Below are 23,396 nucleotides of genomic sequence, written 5' to 3'. Positions count from 1 at the left end.
CCCGCGCCGTTGAGCAGATCGTGGAGAACCATCCTCTGCACGAATCTGCAGTCCCCCTCGCCGTTGCTCCCGGTGAACGAAGCCGACAGTTCCGGCTGATACGTTCAGCCCCGCGCTATGGTGCACGAATGGGGAATCGACTTTCGTTGCTGGTGGGACCGCTTGTCGTGCTGTTGTATGCGGCGGTGATGGTGCTGACGATCACGGTATGGGATCCGGCAGCCGCCGTCCCGTCGTTGACCTATCCGGAAATCATTGCTGGACTCAACGGGGCCGGCATAAGCGTGCCTGCAGAAGTACTCGCGTTGATTGTGTGGGCCTATCTTGGTGTCGGGCTCGCGCTGGTGCTGAGCATCCTTGGATTCACCGGGCACGCCGGACGAGGTGCCGTCGCCGTGGGGCATCTCGCGTTGATCGTCGCCGGCGCACCGGCCTACTTCTGGGGTTCATTCTCGCTCGGGATGGACGTAGCCGACACGTTCGGTGTCAGTGGTGGTGACCACACACGGTTGGGAGGCGTCCTGTACGCCATCAGCGGGGTCGCGTTGCTGGCACTTGTCGCCGTCACTTTCCGAATGGTGACGAATCGCCGACCTGTGCGGCTGCGTCGCGAAAAGCGCAGGGCCGAAATGTGAAGGACAGGTCGGTCGTGCCGGGTCTCGTCGCAGCGGCTCGAGCGCAGGGCCGCCGAGAAGCTCCGAGGGTGGCCACAGCGCTCCTCGAAAGGTAGGTCCTCGTCAGCGGTCTTCGACGGCCGCCGCACCGCGGTCGAATCGTCAGCTGGCGTGCGTTGTCGCAATGATCGTGACCACAACCACTGCAACGGTGAACACGGCAAGAATCAACCACCCCTGCCACGTACGCGGACCCCAGCCGCCACCCAATTTCTTCGGACCAAACCACGGTTCATGTTCTGCCACTGCGTCCCCCAAAAAGTTGAAATTTCGTGACGCCCATTTGCCGCGGGCAATCGGACAGTTCCTGCGCTCTCACTCTTCATGAGCGACACGATGACGCCACTCTAGTGAGCGGCCAGACCTGACGGCTATCCCCCGTTGTCCCGATCTGCATGCCCCGAAAGACGCTCAACCGAGCCTTTTTTGAAATCGAAAAGCCTGATCGACAGCCACCTTCGGTTTCACCACGCGGTGCGCTCAGGGCGAACCGCCCGTTCGGCGCAGCTCTGATGCACTTAGCTGGTGAACGTGACGCACACACTCATTCTTGGTGGGACAGCATGGCTCGGTCGCGAGATCGCCCAGCAACTGATTGAGGCCGGCGAGGACGTGACCTGCCTTGCTCGCGGCGAGTCGGGGTCGGTGCCCCCGGGCGCGACCCTCGTTCGCTCCGACCGGCGAGCGCCAGGCGCTTACGATGCCGTGTCGAAACACAACTGGGCTCGCGTCATTGAACTCAGTTACGACGCCGGCCTCGTCACCGGAGCCCTTGCGGCTCTCGCCGACACCACGCCGCATTGGACGTTGGTGTCGTCCGTCTCCGTGTACGCAAGCAACAGTGAAGCGGATGCCGATGAAGACGCCGCTCTTGTCGAACCAACCGACCCGACTGAGTACGCCCACGCCAAGGTCGCAGCCGAACGGGTCACCTCCCAGGCCGTCGGCGACCGACTTCTCACTGCCAGACCCGGTCTCATCGTGGGGCCGGGCGACACCAGTGACAGGTTCAGCTACTGGGTGGCTCGCCTGGCCCTGGCTTCGCATGAGCCTGTTCTCGTGCCCGATGTCCACGGCCGGGCCGCCCAGCTCATCGACGTCAGGGACCTCGCTTCCTGGATCATCACTGCCGGTCACCGCAGCCTCACGGGCACCTACAACGCTGTCGGCACCCAACGAGAACTCGCAGATGTTCTTGCTGCTGCACAGCAGGTCGCAGGCCACGATGGCGAACTCATCTCGGCGGACGACGACTGGCTGGTCGCACACGGAGTCAACTATTGGGCTGGTCCCCGCTCCCTGCCCCTTTGGCTTCCCCGCAGCGCGGATGCGTTCTTCCAACGCAGCCGCCAACGGTTCCTCGAATCCGGGGCGATGGAACGAAGCATCCACGAGACCGTGCACGATGCACTCGCAGACGAACGAATTCGCGGCCTGGGCAGAGAGCGACGAGCGGGACTCAGCCGAGAAGACGAACTTCGTCTTATCGGCGAACGCAGCGAAAGATGAACAAATAGGTCGGGTCCGAAGGCGGTCCGGGCACTGTCGCTATACTCGCGGCATGCGGATCCGCCCCATAGACCTCGTCGACGTGCTGGTCTATCTCGTGGTGCTGGGAATGTTCATCGAGCTGTTTCCCGACGTCATCTCCGAAAGCTTCCTGTTGGCACTCCTGACGGCGATCCTGCTCAAGGTCGTCCTTGAACTTGTGCTCAGGGTCAAGAAGAACATCGTCGCGCGAATCCGCTCGGCCGAAACTCGATGGGTTCGAATCGTCAACGCGATCACCCTGTTGCTGCTGCTACCGGGGAGCAAGTTCCTGGTGCTCGAACTCGTCGACCTGGTCTTCGGTGACGCCGTCCGTCTCGGCGGCTTCTTTCAGGTCACGGTATTGATCATCGTTCTTATGCTCGCGCGGGGCGGCATACGACGAGCGTTCAGAAGGGCCGACGAAACCGCAGGCTCCGGGATCGATCCGTCTCGGTAGCATGAAACGCATGTCTATCAAGCTTGAGAATGTCGGCATCGCCGTTCGTGACCTCGAAGCAACGGTTTCCTTCTTCACGGACCTCGGTCTCACAGTCATCGGCCGGGACGAAGTCCAGGGTGAGTGGACCGACACGGCGGTCGGGCTTGATGGCAACCACGCCAGGATCGCGATGCTCCAGACGCCGGACGGTCATGGACGTCTCGAGCTCTTCGAGTACATCCACCCGGAAGCGATCGAGTCCGAGCCCACTCGCCCCAACGAGATCGGGATGCATCGCATCGCGTTTTCCGTCGACAACCTCGACGACGCCCTTGCGATAGCCGCGACGCACGGCTGCTTTCCGCTTCGCGGCGTCGCGACCTATGAGGACATCTACAAACTCACCTACGTCCGCGGTCCCAGCGGCATCATCGTGATGCTCGCTGAGGAACTGAAGAACAACTAAAGAGGGCCTGACCGACTCACATGGTCACGGTATCGGTGATCACATTCGGTGACGCCGGTTCGTGCCGCAGGTAGGCGCGGCGGAACCAACCGCTTCCCGCAGTCAGCGCCCGGAGTTCGATCGCATAGCGGAGCAACTCCGCATCGGGAATCTCAACGGTCACCTCACTCCGTTCTCCGCCGAGTGACGTGACCCCGGTCAGGTGACCCCGGCGGGTGGACAGGTCGGTCATCACCGTGCCCACATAGTCGTCCGGCACGTTGATCGTCACCGCGGAGACCGGTTCCAGCAGCTGGATCCGGCTCCCGGCTGCGGCCTCGCGCAACGCCAGCGCCCCGGCGGCCTGAAATGCGGCATCCGAGGAGTCGACGCTGTGCGCCTTGCCGCCGACCAATCTCACCCGGATGTCGACGACCGGGTATCCGGCGGAAACCCCCTTCTGCATTTGTGCCCGGACGCCTTTTTCGACCGACCCGATGTACTGGTTGGGGACCACCCCGCCGACGACCTTGTCGACGAACTCGAAGCCCGCACCGCGTTCGAGCGGTTCGACCTCGATGTCGCAAATGGCGTACTGCCCGTGCCCACCGGACTGCTTGACATACCGTCCCCGCGCGGCAATGGGCCGGGCGAACGTCTCCCGCAGCGGCGTGATGACACCGACGGTCTGCACCTTCACGCCCTGGCCGCGCAGTCTGTCGAGCACGACCTCGGCGTGCGCCTCCCCCATGCACCACAGGATCAGTTGGTGGGTTTCGGCGTTCCGTTCAACGCGCAGTGTCGGGTCGACGGCGGCGACCTTTGCCAGGCTCCTGGCGAGCGCGTCTTCGTCGCCGTGGGTCGCCGCCTGCACGGCGACGGGCATCAGCGGCTCCGGCATCTCCCAGGGCTCGACCAGCATCGGCCGCTCCGGGGCGGAAACCGTATCGCCGGTCTCCGCGCTCGACATTCTGGTGAGCGCGCAGATGTCGCCGGCGACACAGTATTGCGCCGGGTTGAGGGCCGACCCCATCGGGAACTGCAGGTGCGTCACGCGCTCGTCACCGGCATGCTCAGTTCGGCCCCGATCGGCCAGCCCCGATCCGCCGATGTGCACGGTCGAGTCGTCCCGGATGGTGCCGGAGAAGACCCGAACCAGGCAGACGCGGCCGAGGAAGGAATCTATGGTGGTGCGCACTATTTCGCCGACCAGCGGCCCGTCCGGATCGCACGCCAGGGGCCCGGTCTGCCCACTGTCCAGGTCTGTCACCGCCGGCACGCCGCGTTCCACCGGCGACGGGAAGGCTCCGGTCACCAGGTCGAGCACCTCCGTCACTCCGACGCCGGTCTCCGCGGATGCCGCCAGCACCGGAAAGAAGGACCCGCGGACGACCGCGATCTCCAGGTCCATGATCAGTGTGTCGACGGGGATCTCCTCGCCGTCGAGATAGCGATCCATCAGCGTCTCGTCCTCGCTTTCGGCGATGATGCCCTCGATCAGGACAGCCCGTGCCGCCTCGGAGTCGGCCCGTTCGGCCTCGTTCGTCTGCCGGCGGACGGGACGAAGGGTGCCCGCCGCATAGTCCGACACCGTTCCGGAGAGCAGTCCCCGCAACCCGGTAATGCCCCCGGCCGTGCGGATCGGCGCGTAGAGCGGCAGGACAGAGGAGCCGAAGGCACCCTGGAGCTCGGCCAGGACCGTCTCATAACGGGCCCGCGGATGGTCGATCCGACTGATCACGACGCCGCGGGGCATCCCGATGCTCTCGCATTCCGCCCAGAGTGCGGTGGTGGCCGCATCGACACCGTCAACGGCGGAGACGACGAACAGCGCGGCATCCGCCGCCCGGAGGCCGGCGCGCAATTCGCCGACAAAGTCGGCGTAGCCGGGGGTATCGAGCAGGTTCACCTTCACGTCGTCGACGACGATCGGCAGAACCGAAAGTGTGACGGAGCGTTGCTGGTGGATCTCGGACGGGTCGGAATCGCTCACCGTGGTGCCGTCGAGGATCGATCCCATCCGGTTGATGGCCCCGGTGGCGGCGAGGAACGCTTCGGCGAGCATGGTCTTGCCGGCCCCCGATCGGCCGACCAGGGCAACGTTGCGGATCTTCTCTGGACGCTGCGCCGGCGTTGTCGTGCCGGTGGACGAGCCGTGTGTGCCTTTTCCGGACATGAAGCTCCTGACGTCGTTGTCGTGACTTTCCCCCACCGTTGTAGTCGATTTGACACCCGCTCACGACCACACGGCAAGAGCCGGACCGGTCGCGTTTCCGCGAGAGGTCACATGCGCGTCGCTGCGGTACCGGAGTTGTAGGTGATCTCGTCGAGGTTGTATTCGAGGTAGGCGAACTCACCCTGTGCGGCGGCGGCGTGCCAGCGACCTTCCCCGTGAGTGGCGAGTCTGCGGGCACCGAACAGGCGATAGTCGCCCACCGGCGTCGACCACGGTTGCGGCGTGAAGGTCGAGCCGTCACGCGACGTGCTCATCCGGTCATCTGAGCGGAAGTCGACGAGGTCACCGCCGCGAAAGGTCAGGTCGGCGCTCACGGTCTGCAGACCGTTCGTGAACACGCCCCGGACATGGGTGTCATCGATCTGCTGCCAGGCTACCGGCGCGTCGACGAGTGCCGACGGGGCCAAAATGCACAGGTCGTTGAACAGGGTCACGGTCTCCGCCCTATCCATCTCGGGCCCCGCGGCGTTCACCATTCGGAGTACGGAGCACAGCTTGACGCGCATCGTGGCGGAGCGGCCGACGAAGACGTGCAGCACGTCGACCGGCACGCCGAACATCGTGGCGTCCATCCAGAACAGTCGACTGGGCGTGGGACCATAGGTGTTTACCTGCTCGCCGGTGTAGGTCATCCACCGCGACGTGGCGCTGGCGCGGATCCGGCCGTGGATGATGGCGCGCAGCGACGAGACCCGAGGCTGGCCGACGGCGCCGGAACGCCGGACGTGCTCGGCGACCGGTGCGGGGAGGTGAGCCAGATCGGCTTCCGACACGATCGAATCCATGCCGGGTGCGGATTCATGAAGCGCGGTAGCGACACGACGCCGGTACTCGGCACGGTAACTTCGTGGACCGTTCGACGCGAGCTCATAGCCCAGGGCAACGAGAAGCACCAGGTTGGCCAGAGTCCCGGCCTTGGCGTCGCTCCACGAGGTCAGGATGACGGCCTGGGAGATCAGCAGGCCGACGAATCCGGCTACCCACCACATCCGTGCGCGGGCCGCGAACAGTACCCCGGTCACGACGAGCGCGATCGCAGCGGCGAGCCACACCACGCCGAGTGCCGGCGCGATCGGCTCGGTCAGCGTCGCCACCTCGGCCCAGGCGAGACCCTTTGCTGCCCCGAGGAGGTGGAGCAATCCGTGTGCGATCAGGATGACCACGACGAACCACCGCACGAGAGTCCTGGTCATGCGCGGGCTGCCGATCCGAAGAGGGCGAGGACCAGATCGACGGCTGACCGCGCGTAGCCGGCTTCGATCGGTTCACCCGTGATCAGGAGGCTGAAATACAAGGGCCCGGCGAGCGCGTTGATCACGAAGTCGGTGTCGGTGTCGGCGCAGAGCTCACCGGAGGCGATTCCGCGTCTGACGACCGCGCGCCACTCGAGTTGGTTGGGCCCGATGATCAACTCGCGATAGCTGGTGGCGAGCTCGGGATCGACGGCCATCTCTGCGACCAGGCCGGGCAGCACTCGCCCCAGTGGAGTCCGGGTCAGGATATCGATCAGCTGTTCGGTCAGGAACAGCAGGGCGTCGGCCGCGCTGCTGCTCTCGTTGCTCGGTGCCGGACGCATTTGAGTCACCATCGCCTCGACGACGAGCTGGGACTTCTGCGCCCATCGCCGGTAGATGGCCGGCTTGCTCACGCCGGCCCGCCGGGCGACGTCCGCGATGGACAAGCGGACGTAGCCGACCTCGGCGAGCAATTCGATCGTGGCGGCCAGAATCGACCGATCCATGCCCGGATCGCGTGGGCGACCCAGATCACTGCCGCGACCGCCGGGTCGGCGCGGTGCCATCGGTGACTCCGACATCAGAACCGCCTTCCTTATAACGTTCCTATTAGTAACGTAACTGGAGTCGTCGAGTTACGCAACGAGGCGTTACGGAACCGCCTCACCCCTCCGTAACCTCATCCCGCTAGGCGGTCGGCCCCCTGCGGGTTCTTGACACGGTGGCGATTGGCCTGCAAGGTGCTAGCTGAGGCGGGTCAACGCCGCGACGAAAGGAGTTGTCGTGACTGGTCGCATCCATATCGACTTGTTCACCACGCTCGACGGAGTCTCCCAGGCTCCCGGAGGGCCCGAGGAAGACAACGACGGCGGCTTCGGGTTCGGTGGCTGGCAGGCACCGCTCATCGACGAAGCGGACGGCGCCCAGATCATCGCGGGAATCCGGGACATGGACGCCCTGCTTCTGGGGCGGCGCACCTTTGACATCTTCGCCGGGTATTGGCCACACCAGCTCGACGGGCCTGAGTCCGAAATAGCGCGCAAATTCGACGCGATCCCCAAATACGTCGCGTCCCGGGGCGCGCCGAACCTGACCTGGCGTGACTCGCACCTGCTTGGTCGCGACCTCGCCGCGGAGCCTGGCCCGGTTGCGCGATCGGCACGAGGAGATCCACGTGATCGGCAGCATCAATTTCGCCCGCACTCTTGTCGCCGACGGCCTGTTCGACCAGCTGAACCTCTGGGTGTACCCGATCGTGCTCGGTGCCGGCAAGCGCCTCTTCCCAGCAGACGGGCCGCCGACATCCCTCGAGCCTGCTCGGCGCCGGGACCCCGTCCCCGGCAGGCACGATCCTCCTGCGCTACGGCCCGAAGGGCTCCACCCCGGAGACGGGCGACATGACCTGACGCAGTGTTCGGGCCATCGTCGATCCCCTTACAGACCGCGCTGGCCCTTTTCGACGTCGGATTGGAACTTCGTGAACGCCCGCGCGAGTTCTGGATTCGACCCGTTCAGGCTCGCGAGCCGCGGCCCTCGCCCGCGGTCGGGCAGAGAGCAGATAGAACGCGGCGAGGATCACGACCGCCAGGCCCAGTCCCCCACCCGCTATGAGCACGATCATCAAGCCACCTGCAGTCATGAAGAATCCTTCCCCGATTCCGAAACCACTGTCTGCCAAGCATCACACGAACAGCCGGTCAATGTCGCTTTATGTTGCCGGAGTGACGACTGCGTTCTGGCCCACGAGGGAAGCAAGTTCGGCGCGGTTCACTGCCCCCATCTTGCGAAGCACGTTCGCGACATGGAACTTGACGGTATTTTCGCTGATCGAGAGCGCATCCGCGATCGCCCGGTTGCGCGCGCCGGTGGCGACGAGGTCGAGGACGGCCCGTTCCCGGGCCGTGAGTCCCCAGCCGGCGATCGGCGCGATCGCTGACGAGGGCGGGTCAAGGGGAAGGGAGACGGAAATGTCCGAACCCCAGCCGGGTGTCGCATCCACGTGGAAGTCGCCGTCGAGGGCCGTCACCCGGGCGACCAGGTGACGCACGCTCGGCGTCTCAACGGATAGGTCGCCGGGGCCGTCGTCGCGAATGTTGATCAGCAGGTTGTGGCCATCGCAGTCCCACTGCACCCGCACCCGGGCGACCCCGGGCTGATCGACCAGGGCGAGCACTGCACCGCGCACGATCGCGCGTCCGGCGTGGGCGACTTCGCCCGGCAACGCGCGGCCGTTCACGGGCGGTTCGATGAACTGCACGTCGAGGTCCCCGAACCGCGCCAGGGGCCTCAGGTCGTTTCGGAGCCGCTCGAATGCCGTGGCGACGGGTTCTTCGGACAGGATGCGGTCGCGGTCACTGACCGCCCTCAGCCTGCACCATGGCGGCCACGGTCAGGTCGATCGCCGTCTGCCGCGCGGCCGCGTCACCGGTCTGTCGTGAACGCAGAACCGCGAGGAGCAATTCCAGCGTCGTGGAGTGGGCGTCGGTCAGGCTCCGCAATGAGCGTGGCCCGGTCTCGCGATGCCATCCGCGAATCGCGCAGGTAGTCCGGCGTGGCCACGACGACCTGGCTGCGGATGCCTGACGCGACCAGTTCCCAGAGTGCGGCGACGAGGTCCCGCGTTTCGCGAACTCCCGTCGGCGCCGCCGCGGTCAACTCGGGATCGGTCAGGACCAGAAGGGCTCCGGTCGAGGCGATCCAGGCCGACATCGCCCGCTCCGACCGGGCCAGCAGCGCCGGTTCGTTCCAGATCGATCCGCCGCGCAGGGCGACTGCATCGCGAAGAATGTCGAGTTCCGCGATCGTGACGTGGTCGATGACCTCTGCCTGGCCGGCCTTCTTCTGGGGGCGCCCCGTGCAATCCTCGGTGAAAATCACCAGGGCGCCGTGCGAGATACGCGACTGCAGCAGGTCGGAGAATGCTCCCGCAATGCCGAGCAGTGGGTGTGCGAGCACCTTGCGGAGTTCGAGGAGCAACTCGACCGAGGGGGAAATACTCACTTCTGACATACCCACACCCTACTCAGGGTGCGAGGACCTACCCGAACGGGTAGTCCCATCCGCTCGTTCGGATGGCCTCGTCGTCGGCGGGCGGCGCGCAGGCTGGGGCAATGGCTTATTCCACGACATCCGCTCGCACGGCAGACTCCCTCAGAAGCATTGCGGGCGAAGTCCAGGGCGTCGTGGAGCGACTGGTGCGCGATTCGAGGGACGATCTGGACCGCGCGGCCGACCGGGTTCGCGCCGCAGATCGCGTCTTCGTCCTCGGGGCGGGCCGGTCCGGACTCGCGCTACAGATGACGGCGATGCGCCTGATGCACCTGGGCCTGGACGTCAAGGTGGTGGGCGACGCGACTACCCCGGCGATCACCGGCGAGGACGTCCTCCTGGTCGCAAGCGGGTCGGGCACAACGGCCGGCATCGTCCGCGCCGCGTCCACGGCGGCAGGTGTCGGAGCGGGCGTCGTCGCCATCACAACGGACCGGACTTCTCCTCTCGGGGAACTCGCCGACGTGGTCATCGTGGTTCCGGCCGCGACGAAGCAGGACCACGCCGGGATGATCTCGGCGCAGTACTCCGGCGGGCTCTTCGAGCAATCGCTCGTCCTCGTCGGCGATGCCCTCTTCGACGCACTCTGGAAGAACTCGGGCGCCACTGCGGAAGAGCTGTGGCCCCGGCATGCAAACCTCGAATAGGCACCCTCATGCTTCCCTGCCCGCGACCGCGGCCAACAGGGTGAATCAAGCACAACCGAAGTAAGGAATCAGCAATGAAACTGCAGGTCGCCATGGACGTCATCACGCTGGACGCCGCCCTCACTCTTGCCGCACAGGTCGCACCGCACGTCGACATCATCGAACTCGGCACTCCGCTCATCAAGAGCGAAGGATTGCGTGCCGTCACCGCGATCAAGAAGGCACACCCGGACAAGCTCGTCTTCGCCGACCTCAAGACGATGGATGCCGGCGAGCTCGAGGCCGACATCGCGTTCACTGCCGGAGCCGACTTCGTGACCGTTCTGGGAACGGCCGGGGACAGCACGATCATCGGAGCCGTCAAGGCCGCCACAGCGCACGGCAAGGGAATCGTCGTCGACCTGATCGGCGTCGCCGACAAGGTGACCCGGGCCCGTGAGGTCACCGCGATGGGTGCCGTGTTCGTCGAGATGCACGCGGGACTGGACGAGCAGGCTGAGCCTGGCTTCACGTTCCAGACCCTCCTCGACGACGGCGAGGCCTCGAAGGTTCCCTTCTCCGTCGCCGGTGGCGTCAACCTCACGTCGATCAAGGGTGTGCAGCGAGCGGGTGCGACCGTTGCGGTCGCCGGCGGTGCCATCTACGGCGCGGCCGACCCTGCTGCAGCGGCAGCGGAACTGCGCGCCGCCATTATCTAGGACGCGCCAGCTGAATCCCGCGCGGGCCACCGAGGGTTCATGCAGCCTGCGGTGGCAGCATGGGGCGAAAGACGCGGTCACCCCCGTATCCATGACAGAAGGAAGCCCGATGACGATCATCAAGATCAATGCGATTACTGTGCCGGCCGACAACGGCGATGAGCTGGCTCGTCGGTTCGCCGCCCGCGCCGGGGCCGTCGACGACGCTCCCGGTTTCGAGGGCTTCGAACTGCTGCAGCCGACCGACGATCGCAGCACCTGGCTGGTCATCACGCGCTGGGCCGATGAGGCGTCCTTCCAGGCGTGGTCCACGTCTCCCGCATTCGCGCACGGCCACCGCAGTGAGGCTCCGCAGGACGGCAAGCCCGCTGCGCGCCCGGTCGGCGTCAGCAGCGAGCTGTGGTCCTACGCCATTGCCGGTGGTTCAGCCAGCTAGGAGCATCTTTCGACGGCGAGCCTCGTTGCGCGTATCCGTTATTCCTGCGGCCAGGATGCGCGCAGCGCGAGGATCGCCTCGTCGAGTTGGACGCCGTTGGCGGCTGCCACGCGCGTCAGCTCCCTCGCGGCCTTCATGACGGACGCGGGCGGGCTGGAAACGGAGCCGCTGACCCGCGTGCCCGCGCCCGCGCGCGAGACCACGAGACCGTCCTCTTCGAGGAGCTTGTAGGCCTTGGCGACCGTTCCCGATGCGACACCGAGGTCCCGGGCCAGCTGCCGAACGGAAGGCAGCCGCTCCCCGCCTGCGAGGGTGCCTGCAAGAATGCGGCTGCGCAATTGCCGGTGAATCTGCTCTGAGGGCAGCCCGGGACCCTCAACGCTCAGGAACGACACTGCTCGGACCGCTCGACGTCTGCACCCGTATTCGCGGGAACGGGGCGGGGCGTTGCGACGCTCGAGGAGACTCGGATGCGCCGTGTGAATACGGGGAGCATGATCAGGGCGAGGCCGAGCCCCTCGACGACGAAGCCGGCCGCCCAGAGCGGCATCGCGATCGCCTTGAGGGGCGACCCGACTTTCACATCGCCGACACCGGGGAAGGTCGTCCCGATATACATCCGCCCCGCGGAACCGATCGATATCCACGCGAGCCCGAGGGTGACGAGTAGTGCGCCGGAACTCAGGCTCAGCACAGTCCGGGTCTGCAGCCGTCGAAGCTGGATGTCCACGGTGCGTGCGGCCCGCATCGCCACCGTCGGGCGGGCAATCGACCACAGGGCCAGGAGGGTGAGAACCATCAGCACTCCGAGTGCGCAGAGCAGCGGCACCCCATAGAACCAGCCCAGGAAATCGCCTCGGGCGCTCGCCGACCCGAGGTCGATGATCAGGATGGAGTAACGGCCCTCTTCATCGGGACTGGAGACCAGCCCGGCGAGGACCACCGTCAGAACGAGGGCAACCGCGGACAGCAGCCAGGCTACGAACCACCAGGGTGAGCCGAAGGATCCGAGATTGCGTGGTTGCAGGTCCATCTCGGCGGCAAGCACCCGGCCCGTTCCCCTGGAGCGCGAGGGAAGCAGGACGAGCACGAGGATCGCGGCTGCGGCGATGGACATGGGCAGAATCCGAGGTAGCCAATTCGCTGAATAGTCGGGTGCGCCCCCGAACCATCCGCTGAACCAGCTGACCCACAGAAGATCGACGATGAGGAGCCCGGAGACGGTCCCCGCAGAAAGCCTGGCCCGTCGGACGTGCGTCACTGCCGCAGACTCCCACCCTGATTGCTCAGCTGACTCCAGCGCGTGGGAACTCTGGTCGCGGACATCCGCCCGGACGCCGTGCAGCAGGATGCCGAGCGGCACGATGGTCGCTGTCGCCAACTGAAGGAAGCCGTAGAAGAACCACATGCGAAAAACCATCTGACGCCCGCCCCTGTCGTCGCCCACCAGTCAAACTTGTATCAAAACTGACGATACATTCAACTACCTGGCCGGTCAAGAGCTCGACCACGACCGAACGAGACCGGCCGCAAACCTTCGGGTGCAGAATTGCGGCATGGGAAATCCCGTCGTGCACTTCGAACTCATCGGCCCCGATCCGGCACGGCTGCGCGAATTCTATTCGGCGCTGTTCGGGTGGGACGCACCCGCGGGCGCCCCGGTCGCACCCGCGATTTCCGCATCCGCCGACTATTCCTTCATCACTCCGGAACCCGGCTGGGGATCGGCGGCCGGCGGAATCGGCGGGGGCGCGGGATTCGCCTCGCACTCGATCTTCTACGTCGGCGTCGAGAGCGTAAGCGATGCGCTCCGTGCCGCCGAGGAGCCTGGGCGGAACCGTCGTTCTCGGACCCCAGCGCAACGAGGCTGGCGGAATCACCGTCGGACATTTCCGGGACCCCGCAGGAAACCTGGTCGGCGTCGCCGGCCCGGTTTGAGCCCTCGCGATCAGCCGAGGGCGTCCGTCAGGAACCGCGACACGTCGGCGAGTTCTTCGGCCGAGATCGAGTGCGGCAGCCCGGCGTAGACCTTTTCGGTGAGGGCAGTGTGCCCGGGCAGCCAGGCGCTGGCCCGCGCGGTCGTCTCCGCGGAGATGACCCGGTCAGCGTCGCCGTGACCGAAGAACACCGGCGTGCGGGTGGCCGCAAGCGTCTCGTCGCCCGGGAGGGTCGCCTCGAGGGTGAATCCGGAGAGCACGACGCCGGCGGGGAACCGGCCAGGTGCCTGGCGGAGCAGCTGGGTGACCATGAGGCCGCCCTGTGAGAAGCCGAGGGGAACGACGGGTGTGCCCGGGTGCACATTGGCGTCCAGCCACGCGAGTACGGCATCCGCCGCTTCGATAACGGGCTCCGGACTCGGGCGCCCCGGCACCGTGATCGGGAACCAGGCGAAGCCGCCGGTCGGCAGGCCGACCGGCGCGCGCAGCGACACCCAGTCGAAGCCCTCGGGCAGGTAGGCGGCGAGGCTCGGCAGGTCGCCTTCGTGCGAACCGTACCCGTGCAGCAGGAGCAGGAGCGGGCGGGACGACGGGAGCGCGAGGTCGATGCCGTCGCGGCGGGCTTCGACAGTGATGAGGGCACTCATACGGAGGCCTCGCCCACGGTCAGGGTGACGCGGGTCTTCCAGGGGTCGTCGACACGGATGCTCGTGCCGTCGTCTTCGAGCGGAATCGCACGGTGACGAAGGCGTTCCGCCACAGCATCGAGATCGGCGCGGCCAGGCACGGTGATCGCCACGTCGGCGAGGCCGAGAGTCGCGGCACGCGGACCCACGCCGCGGCTGTTCCAGACGTTCATCGCCATGTGGTGGTGGTAGCCGCCGGCGCTCACGAACAGCGCGCCGGGGAAGTCGAGGGTCGTCTCGAAGCCGAGGGCGTCCACGTAGAAGCGCCGGGCCATCTCGAGGTCGCCGACCTGGAGGTGAACATGGCCGACCTTGGCCGGACTGACTTCAGCCTCTCCCCCGTCGGCGGGCAGGTTCTGCTGCAGGAAGGCGCTCGGATCGAGTGCAAGCGTGTCCATCTGCACCTGGCCGTTCTTGTAGACCCACTCCGAGCGGTCCCTATCGACGTAGAGCTCGATCCCATTGCCCTCAGGGTCGGTGAAGTAGAAGGCGTTGCTCACGATGTGGTCGGCGCTGCCGACGTAGCTCGACCGCTGGTCACGTGCGGCCTGAAGCACGGTCGCGGCGAGGCCGGTGCTCGTGTCGAACAGGATCGCGGTGTGGAAGAGTCCGGCCTGGCTGCGGGCGGGAACCGGCAGACCTGGCGTGTGCTCGAGCACCACGAGCGGAGTGGTGCCGCGGCCGAGCACGACCGACGTGCCCTGCGCGCTGATCGGGTCGAGCGCGAGCGCCTCCCGGTAGTAGGAGGACATCAATGCCAGGTCGCCGACGCGCAGCGTTACGGCATCCATGCCCGTCGTCGCAGCGAGGAGGTCGCCTGCCGCGGCCCGGGATCCGGTCAGGTCAGTGGTGAGTGTCATGTTCGTCTCCTGCAGTCGCGTCGGTCTCACACGTCGCGCTCAACCCGCTTAGTTGAACCGACAACCGATACCCTAGCAGATTAGTTGAAGCGTCAAGTAAACTTTCTTGATCACTCAGAGAATTGCCGGGCTGACGCTCAGAATCATAATTACGTGTGAAATTAGAGATGAGATACCCAAAATTAGGTGAGTAAATCTCGTATTCGTGTTCGATTCGGGGTAGAATCGGGGTATGGCAGGAGCTACGGATCCCCAGTCACATACCCCGCAGGCAGACGATCTGGACGCGGGGGATCAGCCCACACCGGTGGGCCTCGCCTCCACGGAATCGTCGGCTGAATCGTCGGCTGAATCGCCGGCTGAATCGCCGGTCAACTCCTCGGATGGGCAAGTCGAGTCGGCCCATCCCGTTGCGGTGGCCGAAGCTTTCGAGGGTGCTGTCGGGCTGGCCGGGTCGGTGCCGTCGGTGCATGCGGATGCTGTCGCCCGGCTCGCCGAGATCCAGGCGGCTCTCGCGGACGCTCTAGCCGCGATCCCGGTTGAGTTGCTCAGCGATGCGGAAGCCGTCACGGCGCTGAAAGACGTCGAGGCCATTGGGCGGACGGTGGATGCGGCCCGGGTGACCACCGCAACCGACGTCGACCGGCGGGCACGGGTACTGGGCCGCGAAGGGCTGGCGTGGCGGATGGGGTGCCGGGGCCCGTGGGACGTACTGACGCGGGTGACCCGGGTGTCGGCCCGGGAGGTCAAGCGGCGAACGAAGCTCGGGGATGCGGTGTTGCCCCGCCGGGCGGGCCTGGCGGTGTTGCCGCCACTCTTCCCGGTCGTCGGGGCCGCCCTGGCGACGGGGGACATCGGTGTGGAGGCGGCCGAGCTGATCACCACGGGGCTCGGGTCGGTCAGTCACCGGGCGGTCCCGGCGGAGGTGGAGGTCGCCGAGCGGGCCCTGGTCGCCACGGCGGCCGGGTGGATCACCCCGGAAACCGAGATCCTCGCCGGCGCCGGGGTGCCCGCGGCTGCGGACCTGATCCGCGGGATGGTGTTGCAGTGGCAGGCCATCCTGGACCCCGACGGGATGGTCCCGCAGGAGGACCTGTTCGAGGCGAAGTCGAACATCGGCTTCGGCCAGTTGAAGAACGGGCTGTACCCGGTCAAGGGCGGGGTGACGCCGGAGCCTGTACGGGATGATGAACACCCTCTTCGACGCGTTCCTCAGCTTCCACGCCCGGCCCGCGTTCCCCACCGAGGAGGAGCAGGCCCGGATGGATTCCGGGCAGCTGATCCCCGGAGCCGAGACCGCGGGCACCGATACCGGTACCGACGTAGGCACGGGCCCGGAGCTTGATGTGATCGAGGCCGAGCTGCGAGAGCGGCGCGCGGACACCCGTACCGGCGGGGAGAAACGTGCAGACATCCTTCGGGCCCTGTTCGAGCACGCCGCCCGGGACGAGGACACGCCCAGCATGGGCGGGTCGGCCCCGACGGTGATGGTGCACGTGAACGCGGCCGACCTTGCCTCCGGGGTCGGCGTCGGGTGGATCGACGGGGTCGAGGCCCCGGTGTCGCTCAAGACGGTGCACCAGCGGATCTGTGACGGCGGCTTCCAAGGGGTCCTCTTCGGGGAAAACAACCAGGTCCTCAAGCTCGGTCCGGAGCGACGGTACTTCAACCGGGCGCAACGCCGGGCGATCACCGCCCGCGACGGCGGGTGCATCATCCCCGGCTGCAAGGCCCCCGCGCACTGGGCCGAAGTACACCACGTGAAGCCCTGGGCGCAGAACGGGCCCACCACGGTCGACAACGGTGTCTTACTGTGTTGGTTCCATCACCACACGATCGACACCTCCGGGTGGGAGATCCGCATGGTGAAAGGATCACCACAAGTGCGAGCTCCCGGACTCATCGACCCGCAGCGGCTCTGGCGGCCACCGAACCGACACCGCGCCCACCAGGTCCTCACCGGACCACCCAACCGCGACTGACCAGACCATGCGCCGCAGGGCCCTGAGAAGGGGCCCTGCGTTATCTCCGTCGCGCTAGCTGCTCACGCGGCGTTGAGAGCATTCACGAGGGCCGGGATCGCTGGAGTCAACCGGTCCAGATCCGACTCTGTGGTGGCATTGGTGGAGAGCTGCAGCCAGTTGACTCCGTCGAACACGTCGAAGGTATAGCCGCCACCCTCATTTGGAATCCGGGTCGCACGCTCGACCCCGGAGATTGACACGACCTTGGCCCCGGTCTTCAGCGCGACATCCCCCTGAGCCCAGGACCCACCCGGAAGCAGGATGATGCTGAAGGATCCAATCTGGCCGGTCGGAGTCGGCGACTGAGACCAGCTGCACGCGAAAACGCCGGCGCTCTCAAGGGCCGAGTAACGCCCCTGGGCGGCTTCGCCGCCGGCAGTGTCTCCCGAAAGAACCGTGAGTCCGGGACTGGAAATGGCGTCCGTGACGTGTGCGGCATCCGACAGTGTGGCGCAATCCTCTCGCTGCCAGGCGCCACTCGGAGTCACAACGGTCACCGGCGTGCCCGCGGCCCGTGCACGACCCGAGAACGTGGCGAGAAGTGTCGCAACTGCGGTACGAGTATCGTCGTTGATCGTCCCGACCGCAGTGTGGACGACTGCGCTCAGCCAGTAGCCCCCAACGGTGGCACTGACGCGACAGGATCCGGATTGAGCAGGGTCGGGTACGTCTGCTCCGTAGCAGGAGACCTCATCCGCGTGAACGTTCTTCACTGACGCAGCGGCCAGAACGACGGCAGCGACGTAGGCGCCCGTGAGACTCTCATTCTCGGACCACAGGCAATCGATACCGCCCCGCGCGGGCACGGCGGCGAAGGCGGGATCCCCCGCGAGCAAGACGTTCCTGGCCGTCTCCGAACTCGCAACAGCCGCGCCGACGGCCGCGCCGACTTCGTCAACGGTGAAAACTGCGGCGCAGGTGCCGCCGAAGACACCGGCAGGCCGGGTCTGCCCGGCGGGCACTGTCGCGGAAGCGGTCGGCGTCGGAGTCGTGGTTGCGACTTCGGTGACCGGACCGGCGCCTGGCGCGCTTGACCCAGGGCCCGCACAGCCGGAAAGCAGAACCAGCCCTGTCAAAGCCATGGCACACGCAGCGGCACTTATTCGAGCACGCATATCAATCCCCCGATGATTGTGGCACCGTTGTGCCCCCGCTTCTCCGCGGTCCTATTCAGAACCCTAGTGGATGCAGGTCGCTACCGGACAGGCCGGTCAGAGGGCAAGAAAAAGGCACTGTCCCACGGTGATCAGATGATCTCCGACGGCGGGCAGGAAGGAAGGAATCAGCACAGGCTAGCGGCCCGCGAAGAGCCGGGACAGGAAGCCACCGGACGCCTGTTCGTTCTCGTGCCCGGGGCAGCGCTGCGACTTCGGCACGCCGCGCATGACCTGGTCGACGTGCTGGCCGCAGCCGGCCCAGGTGGTCTTCCCGCAGGTCTTGCAGGTCTTGGCGTGGCACATCGGCAGGCTCCTTCGTGAGTGAAAGCACTCACTATACCCCCATGGGTATCTAGAGTGCACGGTCCGCGATATCCCGCGGGTGTAGTGTCAGAATCAGTCCCCCAATTACCCATGGGGGTATATGCCGGGTCGGCCGAATCGCTGTCCCGGCCGACGAAAGGCACCCCCATGAAGATCGTTGTCGTAGGCGGGGTAGCAGCCGGTGCATCCGTCGCCGCCCGCGCCCGCCGCTTGGACGAGTTCGCAGAAATCGTCGTGCTCGAACGCGGTCATCACGTCTCCTTCGCGAATTGTGGACTTCCGTACCACGTCGGCGAAGTGATAGCGGATCGTAGCCGCCTGCTCCTGCAGACACCGGAGAGCCTCCGCGAGTCCCTCGACATCGATGTACGGGTCGGTCACGAGGTGTTGGGGATCGACCGTGCCGCGAAAACGGTGACCGTCCGCGAGGTCGACGGCGGACGCAGCTACGAGGAACCTTATGACGAACTGGCTCTCTGCACCGGCGCCGAACCGCTCCGTCCGCCCCTGCCGGGGATCGACCTCGCCGGCGTTCACGTATTGCGCCGGATCGGCGACATGGACGCCATCAAGGCCCACCTGGACGCCGCGATCGCCCTCGCCGCGACGGGCGCCCGGGGGCCCGTGCGCACCGTCGTGATCGGCGCGGGCTACATCGGCCTCGAGATGGCCGAGAACCTCAAGCACCGCGGCGCCCTCGTCGACGTCGTCGAGATGAGCGACCAGATCCTGCCGCCCCTCGACCATGAGATGTCCGTCCCCGTTGAACACCACCTCCGCAGTCGCGGCATCACCCCTGCACCTGTCGACTGCGGCCGCAGCGTTCGCGGCCCGCCCCGACGGAGGACTCAACGTCGAACTCACTGACTCGACCGTCCTCGCGGCCGACCTGGTGATCCTCTCCGCCGGGGTGCGCCCGAACACCACGCTCGCGAAGGCAGCCGGGCTCGAGCTCGGCGCCCGCGGCGGCATCACGGTGGACACGCACATGCGCACCTCCGACCCGCACATCTGGGCGGCAGGCGACTCCGTCGAAACGCCGCACACCGTGCTCCCGGGGCGATGGCTGGCCCCGCTCGCCGGACCGGCGAACCGCGAAGCCCGGGTCGCCGCCGAGAACATCTGCGGCCGCAACACCGAATACCGTTCGACTCAGGGCACCTCCATCGTGAAGATCTTCGACATGGTCGCCGGAGGCACGGGCGCGACCGAACGGCAGGCTCCTCGCCGCCGAGGTCCCGTATCGGGCCGTGCATGTGCACCCCTCCGGCCACGCCGGCTACTACCCCGGCACCGCAATGATGCAGGCTCAAGGTCCTCTTCGCCCCCGACACCGGGCGCATCCTCGGCGCGCAGGCCGCCGGCTTCGACGGCGTCGACAAGCGCCTCGACGTGCTCGCGACCGCCCTCCGCGGCGGCCAGACCGTCTACGACCTCGAGGAGGCTCGAGCTCGCGTACGCTCCCCCGTTCGGTTCCGCGAAGGACCCGGTGAACATGGCCGGCTTCGTCGCGAGCAACGTGCTCCGCGGCGATCTCACCCTCTGGTACGCCCAGGATTACCCGGAAGCGACCGCCGGGGCGCGGCTCATCGACGTGCGCACCCCCGAGGAATTCTCGATCTGGCACCTGCCGGGCGCCGAGAACGTGCCTCTCGGCAGCATCCGCCTCGAATGCGAACTCTGGGACCGCACCGGGCCACTGCGCCTGTACTGCGCGGTCGGGTTCCGCAGCTACCTCGCCTACCGCGCGCTCGTGCAACGTGGCTTCACGGATGTCGCCACTCTCTCGGGCGGGTCAGACACCTTCCGGTCGTGGCACGAGGTCGAGCCCGAAAGCGACGAACCCCCGCTGCCTATGACTGCCTACGCCGAAGCCGCCGAGTTCACGGCCGCCGCTACGAAGGCCACCGCCCAGGCCGCGCTACTCGCCAACGGCACCGGCGTGCAGGTCGACCTGGACTGCTCCGGACTGGCCTGCCCCGGCCCGATCATGAAGTTGTCCGAGAAGATGAAGACGCTGGATGCCGGCGACGAGGTCGTCGTGCACGTGTCCGACCCCGGGTTCGCCAGTGACGCTCCGGCCTGGGCCAGGCGGAACGGACACGAGCTCGTCGCCATTTCGCCGGAGGGCCCCGGCTACGTCGCGACCATGCGGAAGGGCGGTGCCGTGCTCGCGACCCGGCCGTCGGCATCCGTCGGCATCATGAGCCCGCCGGCACCGAACAAGACCTCGTTCGTGGTGTTCTCCGGCGACCTCGACAAGGTGCTCGCCGCCTTCATCATCGCCAACGGGGCAATCGCGATGGGCGAAGAGGTATCGATGTTCTTCACGTTCTGGGGGCTCAACTCCCTCCGCCGCACGGACCCACCCAAGCGGGAACGCAAGCTGATGGACAAGATGTTCGCCACCATGATGCCCTCGAGCGCAGGCAGCATGCCGCTTTCGCAGATGAATATGCTCGGCGCCGGCGCGGCACTGATCAAGAAGGTCATGCGGGACAACTCGGTCTCGTCGCTGCCCGATCTCATCATGTCCGCGCAGGCCGGCGGGGCGCGCCTGATCGCGTGCACCATGACGATGGACCTTCTCGGGATCGCTCCGACCGACCTGATGGACGACGTCGAACTCGGCGGCGTCGCGACCTTCCTCGGGGAGGCGGCCGAGTCCACGACCACCCTGTTCATCTGACGGATCACGACTGATCCAGGCCATGACGCAGGTCCGCCCGATCAGCCGAACTGGCTGACCGGGCGGATCTGCGTGCGCTTTCGTTACAGGATGAAGAGCATCTCCTGGTACGTCGGGAGCGGCCACAGGTCGTCTGCGACGATCTCTTCGAGCGCATCGGCGGCGGCACGCACCGCGGACATCGCCGGAAGCAGCGCGTCACGGGCGTGCTCGGCCTCGCCGAGTGCGGTCTCTTCCGATTCGCCGGCCAGCGCATTGCGCAGCACAGCGAGCGAGGAGCGGAGGGCAGCGATCGGGGCGGACACCTCGCTCAGTGCGGCGTGATCCGGTTCGACCCCGACAGCCGCGAGGGCGCCGATGTTGATCGCGAGCTCGGTCTGGTGACGCACGGCGGCGGGGAGGATGACCGTCGCCCCCATTTCGAGCGTGAGGCGCGCCTCGACGCCGATCGTGAGCGCGTACTGTTCGAGGCCGATTTCGTAGCGGCTGTGCATCTCGCGGTGGTTGAAGACCTTGTACTTCTCGAACAGGTCGAGCGCGGACTCGGTGATGAGTTCGGGCAAAGCGTCGAGGGTCGTGCGCAGGTTGGCAAGCCCGCGCTTCTCCGCCTCGATCGGCCAGGCGTCCGAGTAGCCGTCGCCGTTGAACACGACGGCACCGTGGTCGGTGATGATCTGGGTGAGCAGGCTTTGCACGGCCATGTCGAAGTCGACACCACCGGCGACGGCGGCCTCGAGCTCGGTCGCCGCGTAGTCGAGGGACTCGGCCATGATCGTGTTGATCGTGACCATGGGCCCTGCGACGGTCTGCATCGAGCCGGGGGCACGGAACTCAAACCGGTTTCCGGTGAACGCGAACGGGCTCGTGCGGTTGCGGTCGCCCGGGTCGGTCGGCAGCACGGGGAGCGTGTCGACGCCGATCACCATGGAGCCCTTGTCCTTGGACGAGGTTGCCGGGCCCTGGGCGATCTGCTCGAAGACGTCGGCGAGCTGGTCGGTCCGAGGAAGATCGAGATGATCGCCGGCGGTGCCTCGTTGGCGCCGAGGCGGTGGTCGTTGGTCGCCGAGGCGACCGAGACACGGAGCAGTCCGGCGTACTTGTGCACCGCGCGGATGACGGCGGCGCAGAAGACCAGGAACTGGGCGTTGTCGTGCGGGTTGTCCCCCGGGACGAGCAGGCTGCCGAGCTCATTGTTGCCGAGCGAGAAGTTGACGTGCTTGCCCGAGCCGTTGACACCCTGGAAGGGCTTCTCGTGGAACAGGCAGGCCATGCCGTGCTTCTTGGCGACGGACTTGAAGGTCGTCATGAGCAGCTGCTGGTGATCGGCGGCGATGTTGCCACGCTCGAACATCGGCGCGATCTCGAACTGGCCGGGGGCGACCTCGTTGTGTCGGGTCTTCGCCGGGATCCCGAGCTTGAAGAGCTCCCTCTCGGTGTCCATCATGAAGCCGAGCACCCGCTCGGGGATGGCGCCGAAGTAGTGGTCGTCGAACTCCTGGCCCTTGGGCGGCTTGGCGCCGAACAGGGTGCGGCCGGAGTTGAGCAGGTCGGGGCGGGCGAGGAAGAAGTGCCGATCGACGAGGAAGTACTCCTGTTCGGGGCCGCAGAACGAGACGATGCGGGCCGGGTCGGTGTGTCCGAAGAGGCGCAGGATGCGTTCGGCGTGTTCGCCCATCGCCTGCTGCGAGCGCAGCAGCGGAGTCTTGTGGTCGAGTGCTTCCCCGGTCATCGAGACGAAGACCGTCGGGATGCAGAGGGTGTTGCCGTTCGGGTTCTCGAGCACGTACGCCGGGCTCGTCACGTCCCAGCCGGTGTACCCGCGGGCCTCGAAGGTGTTGCGCAGGCCGCCGTTGGGGAAGCTCGACGCATCGGGCTCGCCCTGCACGAGGGTCTTGCCCGCGAATTCGGCGAGGGCCGTCCCGTCGCCGACGGGCTCGAAGAAGCTGTCGTGCTTCTCCGCGGTCAGCCCGGTGAGCGGGTAGAAGACGTGGGCGTAGTGGGTCGCACCCTTTTCGAGCGCCCAGTCCTTCATTGCGGATGCGACGGCATCCGCCACGAGGGGATCGAGCCTGGCACCGTGCTCGATCGTGGCCATCACGGATTTGTAGACGGATTTCGGCAGCCGCTTCTGCATGACGACCTTGCTGAAGACGTTTTCGCCGAAGATCTCTCCCGGCGTCTCGGCCGCTGTGTAGCTCGGGGCCGGAGGAACATAAGCCCTTACGTCCCTGATCGCTTGACGGCGGGCGCTGTTTCCACTCATGAATACCCCTTTGCTACGGCGTGCTGCTCCGCGACTAGGTGCGGATTCGGATGCGCCTAAATCTAGGG

General features: G+C 66.5%; 24 protein-coding genes and 2 pseudogenes. 13 read left to right on the top strand and 13 right to left on the bottom strand.

Annotated features, from left to right (window positions below; translation table 11 throughout):
* The first annotated feature begins 128 nt into the window (after positions 1-128).
* From KIV56_RS15795 to KIV56_RS15780, 4 genes are all read left to right on the top strand, one after another.
* Positions 129-635, top strand: coding sequence for a hypothetical protein (locus tag KIV56_RS15795; RefSeq protein WP_281534193.1), 507 nt, complete (start codon positions 129-131; stop codon positions 633-635).
* Positions 636-1,205: 570 nt separating this feature from the next.
* A complete protein-coding gene (locus KIV56_RS15790; protein ID WP_281534192.1) occupies positions 1,206-2,183 on the top strand; it encodes an NAD-dependent epimerase/dehydratase family protein in 978 nt (325 codons plus the stop codon).
* A 52-nt stretch (positions 2,184-2,235) separates the two neighbouring features.
* Positions 2,236-2,661, top strand: a complete 426-nt coding sequence (locus KIV56_RS15785; RefSeq protein WP_281534191.1) for a hypothetical protein — start codon at positions 2,236-2,238, stop codon at positions 2,659-2,661.
* Between the two features lie 10 nt (positions 2,662-2,671).
* Positions 2,672-3,109, top strand: a complete 438-nt coding sequence (locus tag KIV56_RS15780) for a VOC family protein (protein WP_281534190.1) — start codon at positions 2,672-2,674, stop codon at positions 3,107-3,109.
* A 16-nt stretch (positions 3,110-3,125) separates the two neighbouring features.
* Here the strand turns inward: KIV56_RS15780 and KIV56_RS15775 are convergent, their stop codons facing one another.
* From KIV56_RS15775 to KIV56_RS15765, 3 genes are all read right to left on the bottom strand, one after another.
* The gene (locus tag KIV56_RS15775) at positions 3,126-5,264 is read right to left on the bottom strand and encodes an elongation factor G-like protein EF-G2 (protein WP_281534189.1); all 2,139 of its coding nucleotides are present in this window, start codon (positions 5,262-5,264) and stop codon (positions 3,126-3,128) included.
* 107 nt (positions 5,265-5,371) lie between these two features.
* Positions 5,372-6,517, bottom strand: coding sequence for a DUF6544 family protein (locus tag KIV56_RS15770; protein ID WP_281534188.1), 1,146 nt, complete (start codon positions 6,515-6,517; stop codon positions 5,372-5,374).
* Positions 6,514-7,065: a TetR/AcrR family transcriptional regulator gene (locus tag KIV56_RS15765; protein WP_281534187.1), complete on the bottom strand. Its 552-nt coding sequence runs from the start codon at positions 7,063-7,065 to the stop codon at positions 6,514-6,516. Before KIV56_RS15765 ends, KIV56_RS15770 begins: the two co-directional genes overlap by 4 nt.
* Before the next feature lie 593 nt (positions 7,066-7,658).
* Between KIV56_RS15765 and KIV56_RS19950 the strand changes: the two are divergent.
* Positions 7,659-7,808: pseudogene (locus KIV56_RS19950) on the top strand (dihydrofolate reductase family protein); the annotation flags it as partial.
* Between the two features lie 13 nt (positions 7,809-7,821).
* The gene (locus tag KIV56_RS19945) at positions 7,822-7,965 is read left to right on the top strand and encodes a hypothetical protein (protein WP_348648591.1); all 144 of its coding nucleotides are present in this window, start codon (positions 7,822-7,824) and stop codon (positions 7,963-7,965) included.
* Positions 7,966-8,267: 302 nt separating this feature from the next.
* On the opposite strand, the gene KIV56_RS15755 is transcribed toward KIV56_RS19945, so the two are convergent.
* Positions 8,268-8,816 (bottom strand): helix-turn-helix transcriptional regulator, encoded by a 549-nt coding sequence (locus KIV56_RS15755; RefSeq protein ID WP_281534186.1) that lies wholly within the window; start codon positions 8,814-8,816, stop codon positions 8,268-8,270.
* A 164-nt stretch (positions 8,817-8,980) separates the two neighbouring features.
* Positions 8,981-9,568, bottom strand: coding sequence for a hypothetical protein (locus KIV56_RS15750; RefSeq protein ID WP_281534185.1), 588 nt, complete (start codon positions 9,566-9,568; stop codon positions 8,981-8,983).
* 101 nt (positions 9,569-9,669) lie between these two features.
* On the opposite strand from KIV56_RS15750, the gene hxlB reads away from it, so the two are divergent.
* From hxlB to KIV56_RS15735, 3 genes are all read left to right on the top strand, one after another.
* The gene (hxlB, locus tag KIV56_RS15745) at positions 9,670-10,254 is read left to right on the top strand and encodes a 6-phospho-3-hexuloisomerase (RefSeq protein WP_281534184.1); all 585 of its coding nucleotides are present in this window, start codon (positions 9,670-9,672) and stop codon (positions 10,252-10,254) included.
* 74 nt (positions 10,255-10,328) lie between these two features.
* The gene (gene hxlA, locus KIV56_RS15740; protein ID WP_281534183.1) at positions 10,329-10,952 is read left to right on the top strand and encodes a 3-hexulose-6-phosphate synthase; all 624 of its coding nucleotides are present in this window, start codon (positions 10,329-10,331) and stop codon (positions 10,950-10,952) included.
* 109 nt (positions 10,953-11,061) lie between these two features.
* Positions 11,062-11,388 (top strand): antibiotic biosynthesis monooxygenase family protein, encoded by a 327-nt coding sequence (locus KIV56_RS15735; RefSeq protein ID WP_281534182.1) that lies wholly within the window; start codon positions 11,062-11,064, stop codon positions 11,386-11,388.
* 38 nt (positions 11,389-11,426) lie between these two features.
* On the opposite strand, the gene KIV56_RS15730 is transcribed toward KIV56_RS15735, so the two are convergent.
* The 4 genes from KIV56_RS15730 to KIV56_RS15715 form a co-directional block, all read right to left on the bottom strand.
* Positions 11,427-11,783, bottom strand: a complete 357-nt coding sequence (locus tag KIV56_RS15730) for a GntR family transcriptional regulator (protein WP_281534181.1) — start codon at positions 11,781-11,783, stop codon at positions 11,427-11,429.
* Positions 11,771-12,796 carry a hypothetical protein gene (locus KIV56_RS15725; RefSeq protein WP_281534180.1) on the bottom strand — a complete coding sequence of 342 codons (1,026 nt, stop codon included), beginning with the start codon at positions 12,794-12,796 and terminating at the stop codon, positions 11,771-11,773. The genes KIV56_RS15730 and KIV56_RS15725 overlap by 13 nt, the downstream gene beginning before the upstream one ends.
* Positions 12,797-13,336: 540 nt before the next feature.
* Complete coding sequence (locus tag KIV56_RS15720) at positions 13,337-13,972, bottom strand: alpha/beta hydrolase (RefSeq protein ID WP_281534179.1); 636 nt, start codon at positions 13,970-13,972, stop codon at positions 13,337-13,339.
* On the bottom strand, positions 13,969-14,871 hold the full coding sequence (locus tag KIV56_RS15715) for a VOC family protein (protein WP_281534178.1): 903 nt from the start codon (positions 14,869-14,871) through the stop codon (positions 13,969-13,971). Before KIV56_RS15715 ends, KIV56_RS15720 begins: the two co-directional genes overlap by 4 nt.
* A gap of 232 nt (positions 14,872-15,103) precedes the next feature.
* On the opposite strand from KIV56_RS15715, the pseudogene KIV56_RS15710 reads away from it, so the two are divergent.
* Together KIV56_RS15710 and KIV56_RS15700 are read left to right on the top strand one after the other, a co-directional pair.
* Positions 15,104-16,514 (top strand): annotated as a pseudogene (locus tag KIV56_RS15710) (DUF222 domain-containing protein); the annotation flags it as partial.
* A gap of 45 nt (positions 16,515-16,559) precedes the next feature.
* Positions 16,560-16,853 carry an HNH endonuclease signature motif containing protein gene (locus tag KIV56_RS15700; RefSeq protein ID WP_281536184.1) on the top strand — a complete coding sequence of 98 codons (294 nt, stop codon included), beginning with the start codon at positions 16,560-16,562 and terminating at the stop codon, positions 16,851-16,853.
* 62 nt (positions 16,854-16,915) lie between these two features.
* Here the strand turns inward: KIV56_RS15700 and KIV56_RS15695 are convergent, their stop codons facing one another.
* Together KIV56_RS15695 and KIV56_RS15690 are read right to left on the bottom strand one after the other, a co-directional pair.
* On the bottom strand, positions 16,916-17,857 hold the full coding sequence (locus KIV56_RS15695; protein WP_281534176.1) for a hypothetical protein: 942 nt from the start codon (positions 17,855-17,857) through the stop codon (positions 16,916-16,918).
* 330 nt (positions 17,858-18,187) lie between these two features.
* Complete coding sequence (locus KIV56_RS15690) at positions 18,188-18,355, bottom strand: hypothetical protein (protein WP_134447189.1); 168 nt, start codon at positions 18,353-18,355, stop codon at positions 18,188-18,190.
* Positions 18,356-18,523: 168 nt separating this feature from the next.
* Here KIV56_RS15690 and KIV56_RS15685 point away from each other — a divergent pair, with 168 nt between their 5' ends.
* Together KIV56_RS15685 and KIV56_RS15680 are read left to right on the top strand one after the other, a co-directional pair.
* Positions 18,524-19,243: an NAD(P)/FAD-dependent oxidoreductase gene (locus KIV56_RS15685; RefSeq protein WP_281534175.1), complete on the top strand. Its 720-nt coding sequence runs from the start codon at positions 18,524-18,526 to the stop codon at positions 19,241-19,243.
* Positions 19,140-21,065 (top strand): DsrE/DsrF/DrsH-like family protein, encoded by a 1,926-nt coding sequence (locus KIV56_RS15680; RefSeq protein ID WP_281534174.1) that lies wholly within the window; start codon positions 19,140-19,142, stop codon positions 21,063-21,065. The genes KIV56_RS15685 and KIV56_RS15680 overlap by 104 nt, the downstream gene beginning before the upstream one ends.
* An 83-nt stretch (positions 21,066-21,148) precedes the next feature.
* Here KIV56_RS15680 and KIV56_RS15675 read toward each other — a convergent pair whose 3' ends face one another.
* Positions 21,149-21,991 (bottom strand): hypothetical protein, encoded by an 843-nt coding sequence (locus tag KIV56_RS15675; RefSeq protein ID WP_281534173.1) that lies wholly within the window; start codon positions 21,989-21,991, stop codon positions 21,149-21,151.
* Complete coding sequence (locus KIV56_RS15670) at positions 21,985-23,328, bottom strand: glutamine synthetase III (RefSeq protein ID WP_281534172.1); 1,344 nt, start codon at positions 23,326-23,328, stop codon at positions 21,985-21,987. The genes KIV56_RS15675 and KIV56_RS15670 overlap by 7 nt, the downstream gene beginning before the upstream one ends.
* Positions 23,329-23,396: the final 68 nt, after the last annotated feature.

Source organism: Cryobacterium breve, assembly GCF_027594785.1.
Taxonomy (GTDB): Bacteria; Actinomycetota; Actinomycetes; order Actinomycetales; family Microbacteriaceae; genus Cryobacterium; species Cryobacterium breve_A.
The sequence above is the reverse complement of the archived record's forward strand: the minus strand, read 5'-3'. Positions and strand labels throughout refer to the sequence as shown.